This window comes from Corallococcus sp. AB045 (genome assembly GCF_003668895.1).
GTDB lineage: Bacteria > Myxococcota > Myxococcia > Myxococcales > Myxococcaceae > Corallococcus > Corallococcus coralloides.
In genome coordinates this window covers 1-16,028 of the sequence record NZ_RAWN01000023.1, presented here as the reverse complement: position 1 = coordinate 16,028, position 16,028 = coordinate 1, and the positions used below count along the sequence as shown (strand labels likewise).

Sequence of the window (16,028 nt, the reverse complement as noted above, 5' to 3'; positions counted from 1 at the left end):
CTCAGGCGCCCGGAGCGCCCCAGGACACGCGGTACGTGACGCTGTCGTCGTCGAACTGGACCACGTCCACCTGCGTGGCCGGGCCGCTGGCGGCGCGCACCGTGGCCAGCATCACGCCCTGCTTGAAGTAGCGCAGCAGGCCGGGCTCGTTGAGCCATAGGTCCGCTTCGCGCTCGCCGCGCTCGGTGATGCGCACCTCGGTGTAGTTGTTGCCGGTGCGGAAGCTGTGCTGCGTGCGCAGCAGCATCCGCTTGGGCCCGATGAGCCGCAGCACGCCCAGGAGCGCCCGGCCCACCATCGTGTCGCGGTAGCCGTCGATCATCCGCTCGCCGAGCATCCGCCACGCCACCGGGTCCGGCTGCTCCGGGTGCAGCGTCTTCGCCGTCAGCGCCACGCAGCGCGTCCACGTGTCCAGCGAGTACGCCGGCTGCAGGGGCCGGTCCAGGTCCAGGCCCTCCTTGCGCAGCTGCTCCTTGAGGGCGAAGGGCACCTTCCCGGAAAGTCCCCGGACGAAGAGTCCTTCGACGATGGTCGGGAATACGAGTTTCTCGGCGGTGGCCATGGGGGCCATTCCGCCCAGCACCGCGCGTTCCGGTCAAGACCTACCGCCCGCGTGGCGTCCAACGCCCGAAAGCGCGGTCGTCCTCCAGGGCCATTCCACCCGTTCCGGCACCCGTGAAACATCGCGTGTATCCATGAAATTCACGCAAGGTGCGTAAACACTCCCAGCCCTCGCGGGGCGCGTCCATCTGGTAGCGTCCGGGTGTCCCCTGGCTCTCCCTGGCTTCCCACTGGCCCTGATGACGTCCCGTGTCCTGACGTGCCTGCTCTTGTCCGTGCTGTGCGCGCTCCCGGCCCTGGGCGCCCGGCCGGTGCCCGCGCCGGCCGCGGACGGCATGGTGATGCTCCAGCGGGTGGACACGGCGCGGGTCCAGGGCAGCCCCAGCACGCTGCGCACGGAGCTGGACGCGCAGCAGGCGAAGGCGCCCAAGGACCCCATGCCCCGGGTGTACCGGGCCTTCCTCGCGCTGCCCTCGGACGAGAGCTTCGCCGAGTTCAAGGCGCTGGCGGTGGTGTACCCGGAGAACCCGTGGCCGCACGTGGGCATGGGGCTCGTCTACGTGCGCTGGGGCATGTTGAAGGACGCGGCCGCGCCGCTGGAGACCGCGCGCAAGGCGGTGCCCGGCTTCGCGCCCGCGCTCTGGGCGGACGGCTTGCGGCTCCAGGCGGAGGGCAAGCCCGCGGAGGCGGAGGGCCGGCTGCGCGAGGCGCTGGCGAAGCTGGACATCCCGCGCTTCCGCACGGACCTGGCGCTGCTGCTGGCGGGCCGTCCGGGTGGCGCGGCGGAGGCGCGGGCGCTCTTGGTGCGCTCGGTGAAGGAGTGGCCCGAACAGCCGGAGGCGCTCCAGGTGCTGTCGCGGCTGGCGCGCGAGGCCGGGGACGCGAAGGCGGGCGCGGAGGCCGGGGCGCTGCTCGTCGCGCTCCAGCCGCATGACCGCGAGGCGCACCGTCGGCAGGCGGAGGCGTGGCTCGCCGCGGGTGACAAGGCGCAGGCGGTGAAGATGCTGGAGCGCTACGCGACGCTCGGGGGCGCGGAGCCCGCGGTGCTCGCCACGTGGGTGAAGCTCACCGTGGAACTCGACCGTCCGGAGGACGAGGCGAAGGCCCTGGTGCGCCTGGCCGCGGCGACGCCCAAGGACCCCGAACCGCTCCTGCGGCTGGCGACGCTGGCGGAGGCGAAACAGGACGTGGCCGCCACCGAGGCCCGGTTGGATCAGGCGGCGGCGCTGGCCCCGCAGCGAGCGGACATCCAGGTGCGGCGGGCGCGGCTGTTGCTCAAGCTGGAGCGCTACTTCGAATCCATGGCGGCGTACCGCGCGGCGCTCGCCGCTCCGGAGCGGCCGGTGCCCGAGGCGGCGGAGGAGGCCGCGCAGCTGACCAAGAAGCTGCACCTGCCCGCTTCGCCCGCGCAGGGCACGGTGGAGCAGATCTACGACCGGGTGTCGCTGGGGCTGGTGGCGCTGTACCTGGAGCACCTGATGGAGAAGCCGGACCTCAAGGGCAACCTGAAGGTGCGCGTGGACCTGGACCCCACCGGGAAGGCCACGAACGTGGTGGTGCTCTACGACAGCCTCCAGGACGTGCTCATCACCCACAGCGCGCACGTGGCCTTCATGGACGCCCAGTACCCGCCCGGCAGCGAGCCGCAGGTGTACCAGTACGTCTTCCGCCCTCCTCCGCGCTGAGGCGGACATCCGGAGCGCTCCCTTGCCGCAAGCGGGTTGACGCTGGCGTGAGCGGACGGCACAGACTGGAAGGCCTCACGCCAGGAGCCCGCCCGTGAACGCCGCCCCGCTGTCGCCCGCCGCCCTGTGGCCCCGCACGCTGGACGTCACCCGCCACGCGCTGGAGACGGGGGCGCTCCAGCCCATCGCCACGGAAGCGCGCACGGTGCCGGTCGCGGGCACGGAGTTCCAGGTGCGCGTGCTGGGACGGGTGGCGCTCAAGGAGCGCAAGCGTCCGGCGCCGTCTGGCTCGGAGCCGTTCAATCCGTTCGCGAACCCGGAGCCGGACCTGGTGCTGGGGGACGTGGCGCCCGCGCACGTGTGCCTGCTCAACAAGTTCAACGTCGTGGAGCACCACCTGCTGCTGGTGACGCGGGCCTTCGAGTCGCAGGACGCGCTGCTGACGCACGCGGACTTCGACGCGCTCTCCACGTGCCTGGAGGGGCTGGACGGGCTGGCCTTCTACAACGCGGGGGAGACGGCCGGCGCCAGCCAGCGCCACAAGCACCTGCAGCTGGTGCCGCCCCTGGGACCGGACCGCCTGCGCGCGCCCGTGGAGGCGCTCTTCCCCGTGCTGCCGGGGCCGGGCCGCGTGGTCGCCGCGGAGTCGCTGCCGTTCGCGCACCTGCTGGCGGGCCTGGGGCCGTGGGGCGCGCCGGGGCAGGGCGCGCGGATGCTGGCGGCGTACCGGCTCCTGCGGGACGCGCTGGGCCTGGCGGAGAGCGCGCCGTACAACCTGCTCGCCACCCGGGACTGGATGCTGCTGGTGCCCCGCGGCCGCGCGGAGCACCTGGGCGTCAACGTCAACGCGCTGGGCTTCGCGGGGTCGCTGCTGGTGCGCACGCCCGAGCAGTTCGACGCGGTCGCCGCGCTGGGGCCGCTGGAATTGCTGCGCCAGGTCGCGGGCGTCGCTCCGTAGGAAGTGTGCAACCGCGCGAGCGGACCGGCACAATGCCCGGGCAGCAGGCTCACCCGTCAACCAGGGCAGTCGCACGACGCGGGTGGGGGGCCCGAACCGGATGGAGCGACGACCATGGATGTGAACGAGCTGGCCCGCGTGCCGGGCGTGAATCCCCAGGTTCCCGACGCGGCACGCATCTACGACTACACGCTGGGCGGCACCCACAACTTCGACGCGGACCGGCAGGCGGCGGAGTACATGTTCTCGCTGCTGCCCTCCACGCGGAAGTGGGTGCGGATGCTGCGCGCGTGCCTCCAGGGCGCGGCGAAGCGGCTGTCCACGGAGGGCTTCACGCACTGGGTGGACTTCGCGTCCGGCCTGCCCACCAACGACCACGTGCACGGCGTGCTGCCGCCGGACGTGAAGGTGCTCTATTCCGACATCAACCCGCTGACGATGGCGCAGGCGCGCGTGCTGCTGGGGAACGACCCGCGCGTGCGCTACCTGGAGTGCGACATCCGCCAGGCGAAGTCCTTCCTGGAGCGCCCGGACGTGCGCGACTTCCTGGGCGGCGAGCGCAAGGTGGTCCTGGGCGCCAACGGCATCACCGTGTTCCTCAAGGCGGAGGAGAACCGGGAGTTCTTCCGCGACCTCTACGACTGGGCCGCGCCGGGCTCCCGGCTCTTCACCACGTTCGAGACGAAGGACCCCGCGAAGACGACGCCCCAGTGGGAGCAGTTCGTGGGCATGTTCCAGAAGATGGGGGAGAGCTTCGAGCTGTTCTCCCTGCCGGAGTACCTGGAGCTCTGCAAGCCGTGGACGCCGGGCCCTGGAGGCGTGCAGACCGTGAGCCGGTTCCTGGGGCTGCCGGACGGCTCCATCACCGAGGAGGACCGGCAGGGCGTGGGCATCGAGTTCTACGCCGTCATCCTGGAGAAGAAGTAGCCGCCGCCTTCGCGCGGTAGCGCAGGCCGATGAGCGCCGCGACGAAGCCCGCCGCGGCGCCCACGCCCAATGCCTGGCGGGGACCGAACGTGTCCGCGACCCACCCGACGATGGGGGCGCCCAGGGGCGTGCCGCCCAGCGCGATGGCCAGGAGGATGGCGAGCACGCGCCCGCGCATGGACGGCTCGGTGGACAGCTGCACCAGGCTGTTCGCGGTGGTGGTGAAGGTCTGCGCGGACACGCCGATGATGACGAGCGTGACGCCGAAGAGGGCATAGACGGGCATCAGCGCCGCGAGCGTGAGCCCTGCTCCGAAGACCGCGGCCCCCGTCACCAGCAGGCCGATGCGCGGCTGCGCGCGCCGGGCGGAGAGCAGCGCGCCCGTCACCGAGCCGATGGCCATGATGGACGTGAGGAGCCCGTAGCCGCTGGCGCCCTGGCCGAAGACGCGCACGGACATGGTGGAGATGAAGATGGGGAAGTTGAGGCCGAAGGTGCCGATGAGGAAGAACATGGTCAGCACCGCCACCAGGTCGGGCCGCTTCCAGACGTAGACGAAGCCCTCCAGCAGGCCTCCGCGCGTGCGCGGCGCCCGGTCCCTCACGTGCAGCTCGTGCACACGAAGCAGGCTCAGTGAGCAGAGCACGGCGCCGAACGAGGCCGCGTTGAGCACGAACATCCACCCGGAGCCCACGGTGGAGATGAGCACCCCCGCGATGGCGGGGCCGAGCATGCGCGCGGCGTGGAACGAGGTGGAGTTGAGCGCCACGGCGTTGGCGAGGTCCTCCTCACCCACCAGCTCCGACACGAACGTCTGGCGCGCGGGGGCGTCGAACGCGGTGACGCACCCCAGGAGGAACGCGAACACGTTCACGTGCCACAGCCGGATGTGTCCGGAGAGCGTGAGCAGCCCCAGTCCCAGCGCCAGTGCTCCCAGGGCCGCCTGCGTGGCGAACAGGAGCTTGCGCCGGTCGAAGTGATCCGCCGCGAAGCCCGTCAGGGGCAGGAACAACAGCGGCGGCGCGAACTGGAGCGCCATGACCACGCCCACGGCCGTGGCGTTGTTGTGGGTGAGCTGGGTGAGGACGATCCAGTCCTGGGCGGTGCGCTGCATCCACGTGCCCACGTTGGACACGAGCGCCCCGGCCGCCCACGTCCGGTAGTTGTAGCCGCGCAGCGAATGGAAGGTGCCCTTCATCCCGCGGGAGACCTTATCCGCATGACTCCCCGTTGAGTGCGCAGCGGCCGGACGCGCAGGGCGTGAAGGAAGCGCTGGAGCAGCCCGTGGCCTCGCAGCGGCAGGTGGTGACCCGGTGAGTGGACGGGTCGCAGCACGGCGCGTAGTTCGTCACCGGCGGGGGGCCCGCGTCCGTGCCGGCGTCCACGCCCGCGTCGATGCCACCGTCGGTGCTGGTGCCCGCGTCGGTGCTGGTGCCGCCGTCTTCGATGCCGGTGCCTGCGTCGGTGGTACCCGCGTCGACGCCGGCGCCTCCGTCGAAGCTCGAGCCGCCGTCCTGGCTGCCGGGGAGGGTCTCGCAGCTGTCCCGGAGCGACGGCGTGCAGGTGCCGGCCGAGCACGCCTGGAAGCGAATCTCACAGCCGTCGGGGTCCTCGCAGAGGCAGGTGTCCACCTGGTTGCGGACGCAGCAGACGGCCCAGGACACCTCGCCCAGTTCGTCCGGGTCCTCGTAGAGCGGGTCGAAGCAGGCGCCCAGGAGCGCGACGAGGGGGGCGAGGACGAGTCGTTTCACGGCGGTTGGGACACCCGGTGCGGCCGGCCTGGGACATGCCGCCGGGGTGCGACTAATATCCCACAGCCCATCGCGGATGCGATGCGATGTCCCAGGCCGCCGGGGCCGGGTGTCTCAAGGACGAAAAGGAAGGTCGGACCCATCGGATGGCGAGCGGGCTCGGTGCGGAGGAGCTCAGGGAGCTCTACGAGCGCTTCGCGCCCGTGGTGCACCGTCGCGCGCTCGCGCTGCTGGGCCGCGATGCCGACGCCTGGGACATCGTGCAGGAGGTCTTCGAGCGCATGTTGACGGCTGGCGCGCGGTTCCGACGGGAGGCCCGCCCCATGACGTACGTGTACCGCGTCACCACCAACCTGTGCTTCAACGCGCTGCGCTCGCGCCAGTTGCGGGAGCCGGTGCTCCTGGAGGCCCCGGAGGCCGCGGCGCTCACGCCCAGCCAGTGGGAGGCCGCGGACTTCATCCGGCACCTCGTGGGGCGGATGGGCGAGCGCGAGCTGGAAGTGGCCACGCTGCACTTCTTCGACGGGCTGACCCAGGAGGAGATCGCCGGGATGCTGGACGTGTCGCGAAAGACCATCGTCCGCGACCTGGACTCCATCCGGAAGAAGGCGGCGGAGCTGGGGCGGCTGCCGGACGCGATGGAGGCGGAGCGTGGCTGAGCACCTGACACGGCTGGAGCTGGACGAGTGGCTGTCGGGGCTGGATGCCTCGGGGCGCGCGGAGCGGCACGTGGCCGCCTGCCAAGCCTGCGGGATGATCGCCGAGCGGATGCGGCAGGCGCGCGCGTCGAGCCTGGCACAGCCCCGAGCGAAGGCGGTGCTGGCGAGGCTGGAGGAGAAGCGCGCCCGGTCCGCGAGGCCCTGGTGGAGTTGGGGCGTGCCGCTGGTGACCGCGCTGGCGGTGGGGCTCGCGCTGGTCGTCTATGTGCCGCGAGGCGCGGAGGATGGCGTGCGGCTGAAGGGCACCGTGGCGCTGCGGCTCTTGTCCGTGCAGGGCGCGCCGGTGCAGGACGCGAGGTCCGGTGAGCAGGTGACGCTCGCGGTGGGCACGGGGCCGTACCGGAACGTGCTGGTGCTCGCGGTGGATGAGGCGGGCGCGGTGGATGCGCTCTGGCCGAGGGAAGGTCAGGCGAGCGGCACGGTGGAGCCGGGGGCGGAGGTCCGGTTGTCCCCCGCGTTGGAAGTGACGCCGGGGTCGGTGGCGTTGCATGCGTTCTTCTCGGATGCACCGCTGGACGTGGCGCAGGCGCGCGAGGCGCTCACGTCGCGTGTCACGGAGGCGCGCGGGAAGGGGCAGGGACCGCTGGAGGTGGCGACGCCGGAGGACATCGGGAAGGCCCAGGCGCGCACGCTGCTGAGGGTCGTGCCGTGAGCCGCGCGCTGGGCCTGGGCTGGCGGGTGGGCGCGGTGCCGGACCCGCCGCGAGTGGGCGCGGAGGATGCGCGGCGCCGCTGGGCACTGAGCATGGGGGGACGGTTGCTCGCGGTGCTGCTCATGGTGCTGGGACCGGCTCCGGTCGCCGCCGCGGAGGAGGCGCCGCGCCGTTGGGCGCTGATCGTGGGAGAGAACCAGGGCCTGGCCAGCGAGGAGCGGCTGCGCTTCGCGGAGACGGACGCGCAGCGGATGCGCGAGGTGCTCCAGGAAGTGGGCACCGTGTCGCCGGAGCGCACGATGACGTTGCTGGGCGCGGATGCCGCGAAGCTGCGCGAAGCCCTGGCGCGCTTCCGGGCGCGGCTGGCCGTGGAAGCCTCCCCGAGGGATTGGCTCCTGCTCTACGTGTCGTCGCACGCGGGCGACGGAAGCCTGCACCTGCGCGGCACCGAGCTGCCGATGCGCGAGCTGGTGGACTTCCTCAAGGGCGCGCCGGTGGGCGTGGGGCTGCTCATCCTGGACTCATGCCGTTCCGGTATCGCCACGCGGTTGAAGGGCCTGAAGCCCGTGGCCGTGCCGGTCACGATGGAGGCCGCGGACCTGGAGGGCCGGATCGTCATCAGCGCGTCTGGCGCGGATGAGTACGCGCAGGAGTCGGATGCGTTGCAGGGCTCCTTCTTCACGCACCATCTGGCGGTGGGGTTGCGCGGAGCGGCCGATGCTTCGCGGGATGGGCGCGTCACGCTGGAGGAGGCGTACCGCTACGCCTATGCGAGGACGCTGGAGTCCACGCTCGTCTCTCCGGGAGGCATGCAGCGTCCCACGTTCCGCATGGACCTGAGCGGACGCGGAGAGTTGATCCTCTCCGAGCCCCAGCGCGCGCGAGGCCGACTGACGCTCGACGTGAAGGCCCCGGGCCGTTGGCTCGTCATGGCGTCGGAGAGTGGCGCGCTGGTGGCGGAGCTGGAGAAGGGTGAGGGCCCCACGACGCTGGCCGTGGCGCCCGGTGCGTACCGGCTGCTGCTGCGCGCGGAGGACGGATACCTGGAGCGGTCGGTGCGGGTGCCGCTCGACGGGGCCGTGTCGGTGGGCGGCGAACCCCTGGAGCAGGCCGCGAGGATGAGGCTCGCGCGAAAGGGCGGAGCGGGTTCGGAGCTGTTGGTCGCCGTGGGGCCATCGCTGACGTCGGGCATCGTGTCGGGCCTGTCGTCGCTCGCGGGCCTGGACGTGCGCCTGGTTCGCGAAGGGCGGCTGTTCACCGGCGTGGACACATCAGGCCTGGGGCTCGCGGTGCGGCGGGGGACGGGCAGCAGGGTGTCCTTCCAGCAGACGGAGCTGGAGCTGCGGCTGGGCGCGGGGCCGCACTGGAAGCTCGGAGCCTGGACGTTCAGCGGCGCGCTGGAGGCGGGGGCACTGGCCGTCTTCCAGTCGCGCATCCCGGACGAAGATGCGCGCTTCGGGCTGGAGCCACTGGCGCTCGTCACCGGGGGCGTGCGGCTGGACGTGCGAAGCCGCCTGTCGATGCTCCTGAGCGCGTCCGCCGGAGGCGTCATGGCGAAGCGGGACTCCGGCACGGCACTGGTGCCCAGGGCGTCCGCGTCACTGATGGTCGGCTATGCGCTCTGACCTGTCGCGTTCGCCGGGCCGGGCCCTTGGGCTTATTTCGGTTGGAGCAAGTGGAACCAGGTGAGGATGCCCAGCGCAAAGTGCCACATCGCTACGTAGGCGCCCTCTCGTTTCTCCCAGCGCACCAGAAAGCGCCGGAAACGGTTGAGCCAGGAATGAGTCTGCTGGACGACCCAGCGGAGTGAAGGACGTCGCCGCTGCGACTGCGTGGGTCTTCGCAGGCCGCATCGCCTGGGATCCCGGAGTGTAAAATCAGACTCCCGGGCAGTTCGCGCACGGGCTTGAATGTGTAACCCAGGTCGACGAACGTCGTTTGCCGACAGCTCCGATTCGGCAGAGAACGTCGGATCGGAATGGGCTCAAGCGTGGCTCGCGCCAGCGTGAAGTCGTTCGCGTTGGCGCCAGCGACCACGAGGCCGAGGGGGACGCCGCGTGGTCCTGCACCCGTGTGGAATACGGCCTCTGTGGAGGTGAGGTCGGGTCAGGCGCCTGCGCGTCTTTCGGTGCGCCGCGCGCGAAGCACGCGGCGCACCGATTCTCCTACCGAGACCGCGCTTGAATCAGGGCACACCGCCTCATCGCGGCATCGCGGACAACTACTCAGAGTCCGTTGGGGACCACGGTCACGGTGCCGGAGCCCCTGTTGGTCAGGATGAGATCGGCGTACCCGTCCGCGTCCATGTCCGCGGTGGCGATGGCGTTGAGGCCAGGCGAGGCGCCGGTCGTGACGACGGTGCCGGAGGTGAAGCCTCCGTTGCCGTTGCCAGTCATCGGGCGGACTCCGCCCGATGCCGCGGTAACGAGGATATAGGCGTCGAGCTTGCCATCGCCGTTGAAGTCATCGGCCACGACGCCCAGCGCCGAGTTGGCGGCCGTAGTGGCCGCGGCGGTGGACTGAACGCCGCTCGCGAAGGTGCCGTTGCCGTTCCCCTTGAAGAAGAAGAGAAACCGGCCGGCCGCGCCGTTCGAGAGGATGTCGAGCGTGCCGTCGCCGTCGGCGTCACCGAAGGCGATGCCCGCCGTCTGGCCGTTTGCGGAGTTGCTGTAGGCGACGGGAGCGGCGAACGAGCCATCGCCCTGGTTGATGAGGACCGACAGGCGTGCGGTGGCGGGGCTCGTCACCACGAGGTCGGAGAACCCATCGCCGTTCAGGTCACGACAGGCGATGGTTGACTGCGCGCCGCCGGTGTTTGAGATGCCGATGAACGTGGGCGAGCCGAAGCTGCCCGCGCCGCTGCCGAACAGCACGCTCACCTGGTTCTGGGTCACGCTGGTCGTGGCGATGTCAGCCACCCCATTGTTATCGAAGTCCCCGGTGCAGAGGTGGACGGAGCCCGGGGTGCCAGTGGTGAAGCTCGTCGGCGCGCCGAAGGTCCCGGGCGCGCTCGAGCCCAGGTTCTTGTAGACGCTGATGTTTCCGTTGATGAGGGGCAGGTTGGTCTGCCCGTTGACGGTGACGGCGTCGAGCCACCCGTCGCCGTCCACGTCCACGGCCACGACCGCGTTGCTGGAGAGCGAGGCGCTCCCGTAGTTGACCTCCGACTGGACGCTGGCGTCGCCATTCCCCAGGAAAACGGAGAGCGAGCCAGAGGGAGTCTGGGTCGACTCGGATTCGGCGTTGGCCACCAGGATGTCGAGCTTGCCGTCGCGATTCACATCGGCGACCGCCGGGGCCAGCGGGTGGTGGTTCGCGGGGGAGCTGACTGGCGTGCCGGGGACCTGGCCGGTGGGGGCGACCTGGCAGGTGGCGTTCGAGCAGATCTGACCCGCCGAGCACACGATGCCGCAGGCGCCGCAACTATCGGCGTCGCTCTGGAGGTTCACCTCGCAGCCGTCGGACGAGTTCCCGTTGCAGTCCGCGAGGGTGCCGGAGCAAGACTGGCAGTGGGTCCCCTCGTAGGTGGGCGCGCACTTGCAGGTGTAGCTACCCACGCTGTCGATGCAGGTGCCACCGTTCAGGCAGGGGCTTGCGGCGCACTCGTCGATGTTGGTGCAGGTCACGCCGTCGCCCTCGTACCCCGCATTGCAGTCACAGGTGAAGGAGCCCCCGATGTTGGTGCAGGTGGCGTTTTCGTTGCAGTTGTCGGTACCGGCGGCGCACTCGTCGATGTCGGTACACACTGTCGGCTCTCCCGTGCAGGTGTAGCCCGGCTCCAATTGGCAGACGCTGTTGCAGCCGTCTCCCGAGAGTTGATTGCCGTCGTCACAGACTTCGAATCCGCTCAGCACTCCGTCACCACAGATGGCCCGCAGCGACGTCTCCACCGCGTCCACCAGATAGAGCGCGAGCACCGCGCCCCTCAGGCGCACGTAGCGATAGGGCACGTTCCCCGGGTACGTCGCCACCGCGATATGCGTCCCCAGGCCCAGCTCCTTCAGGTGCAACGTGCTGGAGCCGATGAAGGTCCCATCCGCCTTCAGGAAATCCACCTGGGCTACGAGTGCCAGCGTGAGTCCCTGGTAGTAGACGCGCAGGTCTCCGGTGCCTTCCTCTCCCTGGCCCAGGTCCAGGACCAGCGCTGAGTTGAGCAGGCTCAGCATGGTCGCGGCCTGCCCGTCCGGAGCGCCCAGCGCCGCGCTCGCGTTGAGCACCGCCGCCGTGGTGCTCGACACCACCGCGTCCGCATACGGGTCCCACGTCAAGGAAGCTTCCGGCCTCTCACGCGTCAACGCCGTGTCCACCTCTTGCGACACCCCGTCCTCCGGAGGACCTACCTTCTCATCGAGGGACTCCACGGCACACGCCCCCAGCGACAATGCCAGCGTCACGCCCAGTCCCCACGACCACAGCACACCAGAATGACTTCGCATCGAGTGTCTCCCCATCGAGGAGCAGGACGAAGCCCGGAATGGATCACCCCTCCTCATGGAATGAACGACACCATTTCGCGCTAACTACAGCCAGGCATGCAAAACTTTGATGGCAAACGTTTTCGGGCTGCCTGCCAATAAGCCCTGGAGGACCATCGACACCAAGTCCATGTCATGTCTGTGCCCGTCTCCGCGAATCGATGCGCAGAGATGGGAATGGTAGCGCATCGCCGACAGTGCCGGTGAGCCCCAGGTGCGCGGCCAGGCGTAAAACCTTCGAGTGGAGGTGACGCCAGCACAACAGGAAGTGCCAGTCATCCAGGCGCGGCATAGGCAAACGAGGAGGACTTCCCCCGCCCCCCGCCCGTTCGCGGAGGCGAACCGGATGCTCGGAGCCCCAAAGGCGCTGAAATGCCTCCCCGCTTCCTGGTGGAGCCCTTGCGCCTTGGCGCTCATGAGTCCAGACGCAGTGCATATCCTCCATGCGGCGGAGTCTCCGGGGTATGTCGCGAATTGATGACGGTCCTTAATTTCAAACGACAAATGCCAGAGTGGTGTGGTTGTCTCCTGCTCCCCGGAATGCCCTCCGGAAAGGAGGCACCATGCTTCGAAGCACATTGAAGTCCGCGCTGGTTGCACTGGTCATCCCCAGCCTGCTGCTCACCGCCTGCGGTGAGGGATTGGAGTCGCGTCCCGCCCTGGACCCGGAGATGGCCCGAGTGCCGGCTGGCGCCCCGGTTCGCGAGGGCTACGCCTGGAACGCCGCGAGAGGGAAGCTGGTGCCAGTGAAGTACGCCGAGGTGGATGGCCTGGCCATCCTTGAGGGAGACATGGTTCTCGGCACGGTGGAGGAGATGGAGGCGCGCGTGCGCGAGGTGAAGGCCCGGGGAGGTCTCCACGCCCCGGGGGTCCAGGCCCAGGGCGTGGCCATCACCGGAGCAAACTTCCGCTGGCCCAACTCCGAGGTGCCCTACACCATCGACGCGGCTGTGCCAAACCAGGCGCGAATCATGGACGCCATCAATCACTGGCAACAGCGTACGCACCTGCGCTTTGTGCAACGCACCGTGCTTAACGCGGCGCTGTATCCGAACTATGTCAATTTCCAGACAGGCACTGGGTGCGCTGCCAACGTGGGCCGGATTGGTGGCAGGCAAGGGGTGTGGCTGGATGGCACCTGCAGCACTGGAAACATCATTCATGAAATCGGACACGCTCTGGGGCTGTGGCACGAGCAGTCGCGCGAGGACCGCAATAACTACGTGCTCGTCCGGCCCGAGAACATCATCCCGGGCTATGAGCAGAACTTCAGCCAGCAGATCGCCGACGGTGACGACATCCTCGCCTATGACTACGGCTCCATCATGCACTACCCGAGGACGGCGTTCTCGCGGAACGGGCTGCCCACCATCGAGCCGCTGGGGGGGCAGGCTATCGGGCAGCGCGATTCGCTGAGCATCACGGACGCGGCAACCGTGGCGCGTCTCTACTCGAGAACCATCTCCCTGCGTGCCTTGCGCGGCCACTACGTGGTTGCCGAGGGCGGCGGTGGCGGCGCGGTGAATGCTAATCGTGCTGGCGTTGGCCCCTGGGAGAAGTTCCAACTGGTGGACCGCAACGGGTTCGAACTGCAGACCGGCGACCTCATCCACCTGCAGACGGCCTCAGGTAACTATGTCATGGCCGTGAACGGTGGCGGCTCGGAGGTGACAGCCACCCCCACGGCGCCTGGCAACTATGAAACCTTCCGCATCTTGAAAATAGCCGGCACGGGCCTGCTCACCATCGGTACCGGAGACACCGTGGCCCTGTCGACGAACAATCTCCTCAACCCCCGCTACCTGTATGCCGATAACGGTGGCGACGGATCGGTGTATGCCGCCGGCGCCGCCGTGGGGCAATGGGAGCAGTTCACCATCACCTTCTACTGAGGGACGGGGTAGGGCCGAGGAACTCCGGGCGAGAGCAGACACGCGTCTGGGAGGGTGTGGTCGCGGGAAGTGCCGTGGCCACGCCCAGGTCCTCGTAGAGGAGGGCCGCTCCCGCCTTTGCCCATTCACTCCGTCCGCTCGGGATGTTGCTGCCTGGCGCCAGGCAGGATCAACGCGGGCTGTGCGCCGACATGAACAGAGCGATGCCGAGTGGAGCCGCATCGAGCCCCTGCTGGGCTCCAGGACTGGTCCTCGCTCGAAGCGAGGGGACCGTGACTTCATCAACGCGGTGGTGTGGCGCGTGAAGCCCGGGTTTCAGTGGCGGGACTTGCCCGAGCGGTTCGGTCACTGGAAGACGGTCTACAATCGGTTCCATCGCTGGACGAAGACAGGACGATGGGAAGCCATCTTCAAGGCGCTACGGCTCCTGGAGTCACGTGGGGCCGCCAGGGGACTGCGGAGCAAGCCCCGGAAGCTGCTCTACGAGCGTCTGGTGGATGTGCTGCCCGCTGAGGTGCTGCGCACGGAGGTCCGGCGCCTGCTCAAGGCGCGTGAAGACTGGTGAGCTGCTTCAGCACCTTGGCGATGTGATGGTTCGTTCCCACCTTGCGCCACAGGGCCGGGTTTCCAGATGTCTCCGCACCACCAGCGCATCTGAACCTCAATGTTCCCCCTGGGATTTGCAGTCGCTCTTCCAGCCAGCCCGGGCACATCTGCTCGACGGAGAACCTGTCGCCGTGAGGCGTTCCAGAGAGGAGCAGACCTCTGCTTGAGTCGTCAGCGGCTGATGCTTCCAGGTAGAACACGCCTCGCCTGTCTTTCACCGGAGCCCCCATGACCCCGCGCCGCCACTTCCTGCTGTCCGTCACGCTGGGCCTCACCCTGGGCTGTGCGGGTGCGAAGCCCACCGCGACCCCGTCCGCTGAACCTGGCGCTCTGGAGCGCGTGGCACTGGTGCATGGTGGCGCGGGGCCGTGGGCGGTCGCGGGCTATCGGATGGGCGATTACGCGCTCCAGCAACTGGGCCTGCCCCGGGGCAGCTTCAAGCTGGAGGTCATCCATCGCAGCCCGGCGAAGGTCCAATACACCTGCGTCGCGGACGGAGCAGCGGCGGCCACCGGCGCCAGCCTGGGCAAGCTCAACTTGTCGCTGGAGGCCACGCCCTCGCCGGAGGACGTCGCGACCACGTTCCGCAACCGCGACACCGGCCAGTCCCTCACGCTGCGCCCGTCCGCCAGCTTCGTGCAGCGCTTCCGCGACGTCCCTCGCGAGAAGCTGGGCGAAGCGGGCCGGGCCGTCCTCACCCTGCCAGACGCCGAAGTCTTCGAGACCGTCACGCCCTGAGCGGAACGCCGCTCAGGAGGCGACGAGCGCGATGGCCAGTGCCGGCAGCGCGCCCTGGACGATGCTGGCCGTGAGGAACTTCCGGTTGCTGCTCACCAGCACCAGCGCCGCCATCAACATGCACCCGCAGCCGAACACCACCGCTGCCACGCCCGACGCCACCGCGCCCCTGTGCACCAGCACCACGCCCACCAGCACTCCCACGGCGAGGAACAGGTTGTAGAAGCCCTGGTTGAGCGCCATTGGCTTCACCACATCCGCATCCGCCTGCGACTTCAGCCCGAAGCGCTTCCACACCTTTGGCTGCGAGAAGACGATGCTCTCCATCACGAAGAACAGCACGTGGATGAGCGCGGCGATGACCGCGAAGACCTGCGCCAGTGGCGACATGATGACTCCCCCTCCGGGGTTGGGATATTCTGAACCAGTCAGTTCCGAATTCATATTGAAACGGTCAGTTCAGAATTGTCAAGGAGGGTGACGTGGCGCGGACGCGGGCGTTCGACGAGACAGAGGCGGTGCGGGCGGCGCTGGGGGTGTTCTGGTCGCGCGGCTACGAGGCGACATCGCTGTCGGACCTGGAGGCCGCGACGGGGCTGAACCGCTCCAGCCTGTACCAGACGTTCGACAGCAAGCGCGGGCTGTTCGCGCGGGCCATCGCGCTGTACCTCCAGGAGGTCATCGGGCCCCGGCTGGGTGTCTTCGCGAAGGACGCGCCGGGCCTGGAGCAGGTGACGGAGTACTTCGAGTCGCTCGCGGCGACGATGGCCACCGCGCCGCCAGCGCTGACGCGGCGGGGCTGCCTGCTGGTGAATACGGCGACGGAGCTGGGTCCGCATGACGCGGAGGCAAAGCAGGCGGTGGAGGACTACCGGGCGCTGCTGCGAGGCCACCTGACGCGGGCCCTGGAGGGCGCGGCCCGGGCGGGCGTGCTGCCTCGCAAGACGGTGGCGCGCCGGGTGGAGCTGCTCCTGGGAGCGGTCATTGGCGTGCTCGTCACGGCGCGCGTGGACCCGGCGGCCGCGGCGAAGCTGGCCCAGGCGGCGGCGAGCGAGGTGGCGGGC

15 protein-coding genes and 1 pseudogene are annotated in these 16,028 nt (G+C 69.5%); 10 read left to right on the top strand and 6 right to left on the bottom strand.

Going from position 1 to position 16,028, the window contains the following annotated elements:
* Window position 1: 1 nt before the first annotated feature.
* Complete coding sequence (locus tag D7Y21_RS08125; RefSeq protein WP_120563545.1) at window positions 2-562, bottom strand: DUF2378 family protein; 561 nt, start codon at window positions 560-562, stop codon at window positions 2-4.
* 238 nt (window positions 563-800) lie between these two features.
* Here D7Y21_RS08125 and D7Y21_RS08120 point away from each other — a divergent pair, with 238 nt between their 5' ends.
* From D7Y21_RS08120 to D7Y21_RS08110, 3 genes are all read left to right on the top strand, one after another.
* On the top strand, window positions 801-2,246 hold the full coding sequence (locus tag D7Y21_RS08120) for a hypothetical protein (protein WP_121712320.1): 1,446 nt from the start codon (window positions 801-803) through the stop codon (window positions 2,244-2,246).
* A 94-nt stretch (window positions 2,247-2,340) separates the two neighbouring features.
* The gene (locus tag D7Y21_RS08115) at window positions 2,341-3,204 is read left to right on the top strand and encodes an ATP adenylyltransferase (RefSeq protein WP_120563543.1); all 864 of its coding nucleotides are present in this window, start codon (window positions 2,341-2,343) and stop codon (window positions 3,202-3,204) included.
* A gap of 114 nt (window positions 3,205-3,318) precedes the next feature.
* Entirely contained in the window at window positions 3,319-4,131 is an 813-nt protein-coding gene (locus tag D7Y21_RS08110; RefSeq protein WP_120563542.1) for an SAM-dependent methyltransferase, read from the top strand.
* Here the strand turns inward: D7Y21_RS08110 and D7Y21_RS08105 are convergent.
* Entirely contained in the window at window positions 4,112-5,329 is a 1,218-nt protein-coding gene (locus tag D7Y21_RS08105; protein WP_121712318.1) for an MFS transporter, read from the bottom strand. The genes D7Y21_RS08110 and D7Y21_RS08105 overlap by 20 nt on opposite strands.
* Before the next feature lie 13 nt (window positions 5,330-5,342).
* Window positions 5,343-5,882, bottom strand: coding sequence for a hypothetical protein (locus tag D7Y21_RS42570; protein ID WP_121712316.1), 540 nt, complete (start codon window positions 5,880-5,882; stop codon window positions 5,343-5,345).
* Between the two features lie 146 nt (window positions 5,883-6,028).
* Between D7Y21_RS42570 and D7Y21_RS08095 the strand changes: the two genes are divergently transcribed.
* The 3 genes from D7Y21_RS08095 to D7Y21_RS08085 are packed head-to-tail and all read left to right on the top strand — an operon-like array spanning window position 6,029 to window position 8,878.
* Window positions 6,029-6,541 (top strand): sigma-70 family RNA polymerase sigma factor, encoded by a 513-nt coding sequence (locus D7Y21_RS08095; protein WP_121712314.1) that lies wholly within the window; start codon window positions 6,029-6,031, stop codon window positions 6,539-6,541.
* Window positions 6,534-7,253 (top strand): hypothetical protein, encoded by a 720-nt coding sequence (locus D7Y21_RS08090; RefSeq protein ID WP_121712313.1) that lies wholly within the window; start codon window positions 6,534-6,536, stop codon window positions 7,251-7,253. The genes D7Y21_RS08095 and D7Y21_RS08090 overlap by 8 nt, the downstream gene beginning before the upstream one ends.
* On the top strand, window positions 7,250-8,878 hold the full coding sequence (locus tag D7Y21_RS08085; protein WP_121712311.1) for a caspase family protein: 1,629 nt from the start codon (window positions 7,250-7,252) through the stop codon (window positions 8,876-8,878). The genes D7Y21_RS08090 and D7Y21_RS08085 overlap by 4 nt, the downstream gene beginning before the upstream one ends.
* A 32-nt stretch (window positions 8,879-8,910) precedes the next feature.
* On the opposite strand, the pseudogene D7Y21_RS42565 reads toward D7Y21_RS08085, so the two are convergent.
* Together D7Y21_RS42565 and D7Y21_RS42560 are read right to left on the bottom strand one after the other, a co-directional pair.
* A pseudogene (locus D7Y21_RS42565) lies at window positions 8,911-9,063 on the bottom strand (IS5/IS1182 family transposase); the annotation flags it as partial.
* Between the two features lie 415 nt (window positions 9,064-9,478).
* The gene (locus tag D7Y21_RS42560) at window positions 9,479-11,689 is read right to left on the bottom strand and encodes an FG-GAP-like repeat-containing protein (RefSeq protein ID WP_158627253.1); all 2,211 of its coding nucleotides are present in this window, start codon (window positions 11,687-11,689) and stop codon (window positions 9,479-9,481) included.
* A gap of 602 nt (window positions 11,690-12,291) precedes the next feature.
* Between D7Y21_RS42560 and D7Y21_RS08075 the strand changes: the two genes are divergently transcribed.
* The 3 genes from D7Y21_RS08075 (at window position 12,292) to D7Y21_RS08065 (ending at window position 14,964) form a co-directional block, all read left to right on the top strand.
* Window positions 12,292-13,620, top strand: coding sequence for a M12 family metallopeptidase (locus tag D7Y21_RS08075; protein ID WP_199735382.1), 1,329 nt, complete (start codon window positions 12,292-12,294; stop codon window positions 13,618-13,620).
* Window positions 13,621-13,801: 181 nt separating this feature from the next.
* Window positions 13,802-14,185, top strand: a complete 384-nt coding sequence (locus D7Y21_RS41710) for a transposase (protein WP_158619268.1) — start codon at window positions 13,802-13,804, stop codon at window positions 14,183-14,185.
* Window positions 14,186-14,454: 269 nt separating this feature from the next.
* Window positions 14,455-14,964, top strand: coding sequence for an FmdE family protein (locus D7Y21_RS08065; protein ID WP_121712306.1), 510 nt, complete (start codon window positions 14,455-14,457; stop codon window positions 14,962-14,964).
* Window positions 14,965-14,976: 12 nt separating this feature from the next.
* Here the strand turns inward: D7Y21_RS08065 and D7Y21_RS08060 are convergent, their stop codons facing one another.
* Entirely contained in the window at window positions 14,977-15,354 is a 378-nt protein-coding gene (locus D7Y21_RS08060; protein ID WP_120563534.1) for a DUF1304 domain-containing protein, read from the bottom strand.
* Window positions 15,355-15,446: 92 nt separating this feature from the next.
* Here D7Y21_RS08060 and D7Y21_RS08055 point away from each other — a divergent pair.
* On the top strand, window positions 15,447-16,028 hold a 582-nt coding region (locus D7Y21_RS08055; RefSeq protein ID WP_147469216.1), incomplete at its 3' end, for a TetR/AcrR family transcriptional regulator.

Excerpts from the sequence above, each read along its gene's own strand:
- D7Y21_RS08125 (WP_120563545.1), bottom strand. The coding sequence starts at position 562 with ATGGCCACCGCCGAGAAACTCGTATTCCCGACCATCGTCGAAGGACTC.
- D7Y21_RS08120 (WP_121712320.1), top strand. The coding sequence starts at position 801 with ATGACGTCCCGTGTCCTGACGTGCCTGCTCTTGTCCGTGCTGTGCGCG.
- D7Y21_RS08110 (WP_120563542.1), top strand. The coding sequence starts at position 3,319 with ATGGATGTGAACGAGCTGGCCCGCGTGCCGGGCGTGAATCCCCAGGTT.
- D7Y21_RS08105 (WP_121712318.1), bottom strand. The coding sequence starts at position 5,329 with ATGAAGGGCACCTTCCATTCGCTGCGCGGCTACAACTACCGGACGTGG.
- D7Y21_RS08095 (WP_121712314.1), top strand. The coding sequence starts at position 6,029 with ATGGCGAGCGGGCTCGGTGCGGAGGAGCTCAGGGAGCTCTACGAGCGC.
- D7Y21_RS42560 (WP_158627253.1), bottom strand. The coding sequence starts at position 11,689 with ATGCGAAGTCATTCTGGTGTGCTGTGGTCGTGGGGACTGGGCGTGACG.
- D7Y21_RS08075 (WP_199735382.1), top strand. The coding sequence starts at position 12,292 with ATGCTTCGAAGCACATTGAAGTCCGCGCTGGTTGCACTGGTCATCCCC.
- D7Y21_RS08065 (WP_121712306.1), top strand. The coding sequence starts at position 14,455 with ATGACCCCGCGCCGCCACTTCCTGCTGTCCGTCACGCTGGGCCTCACC.
- D7Y21_RS08060 (WP_120563534.1), bottom strand. The coding sequence starts at position 15,354 with ATGTCGCCACTGGCGCAGGTCTTCGCGGTCATCGCCGCGCTCATCCAC.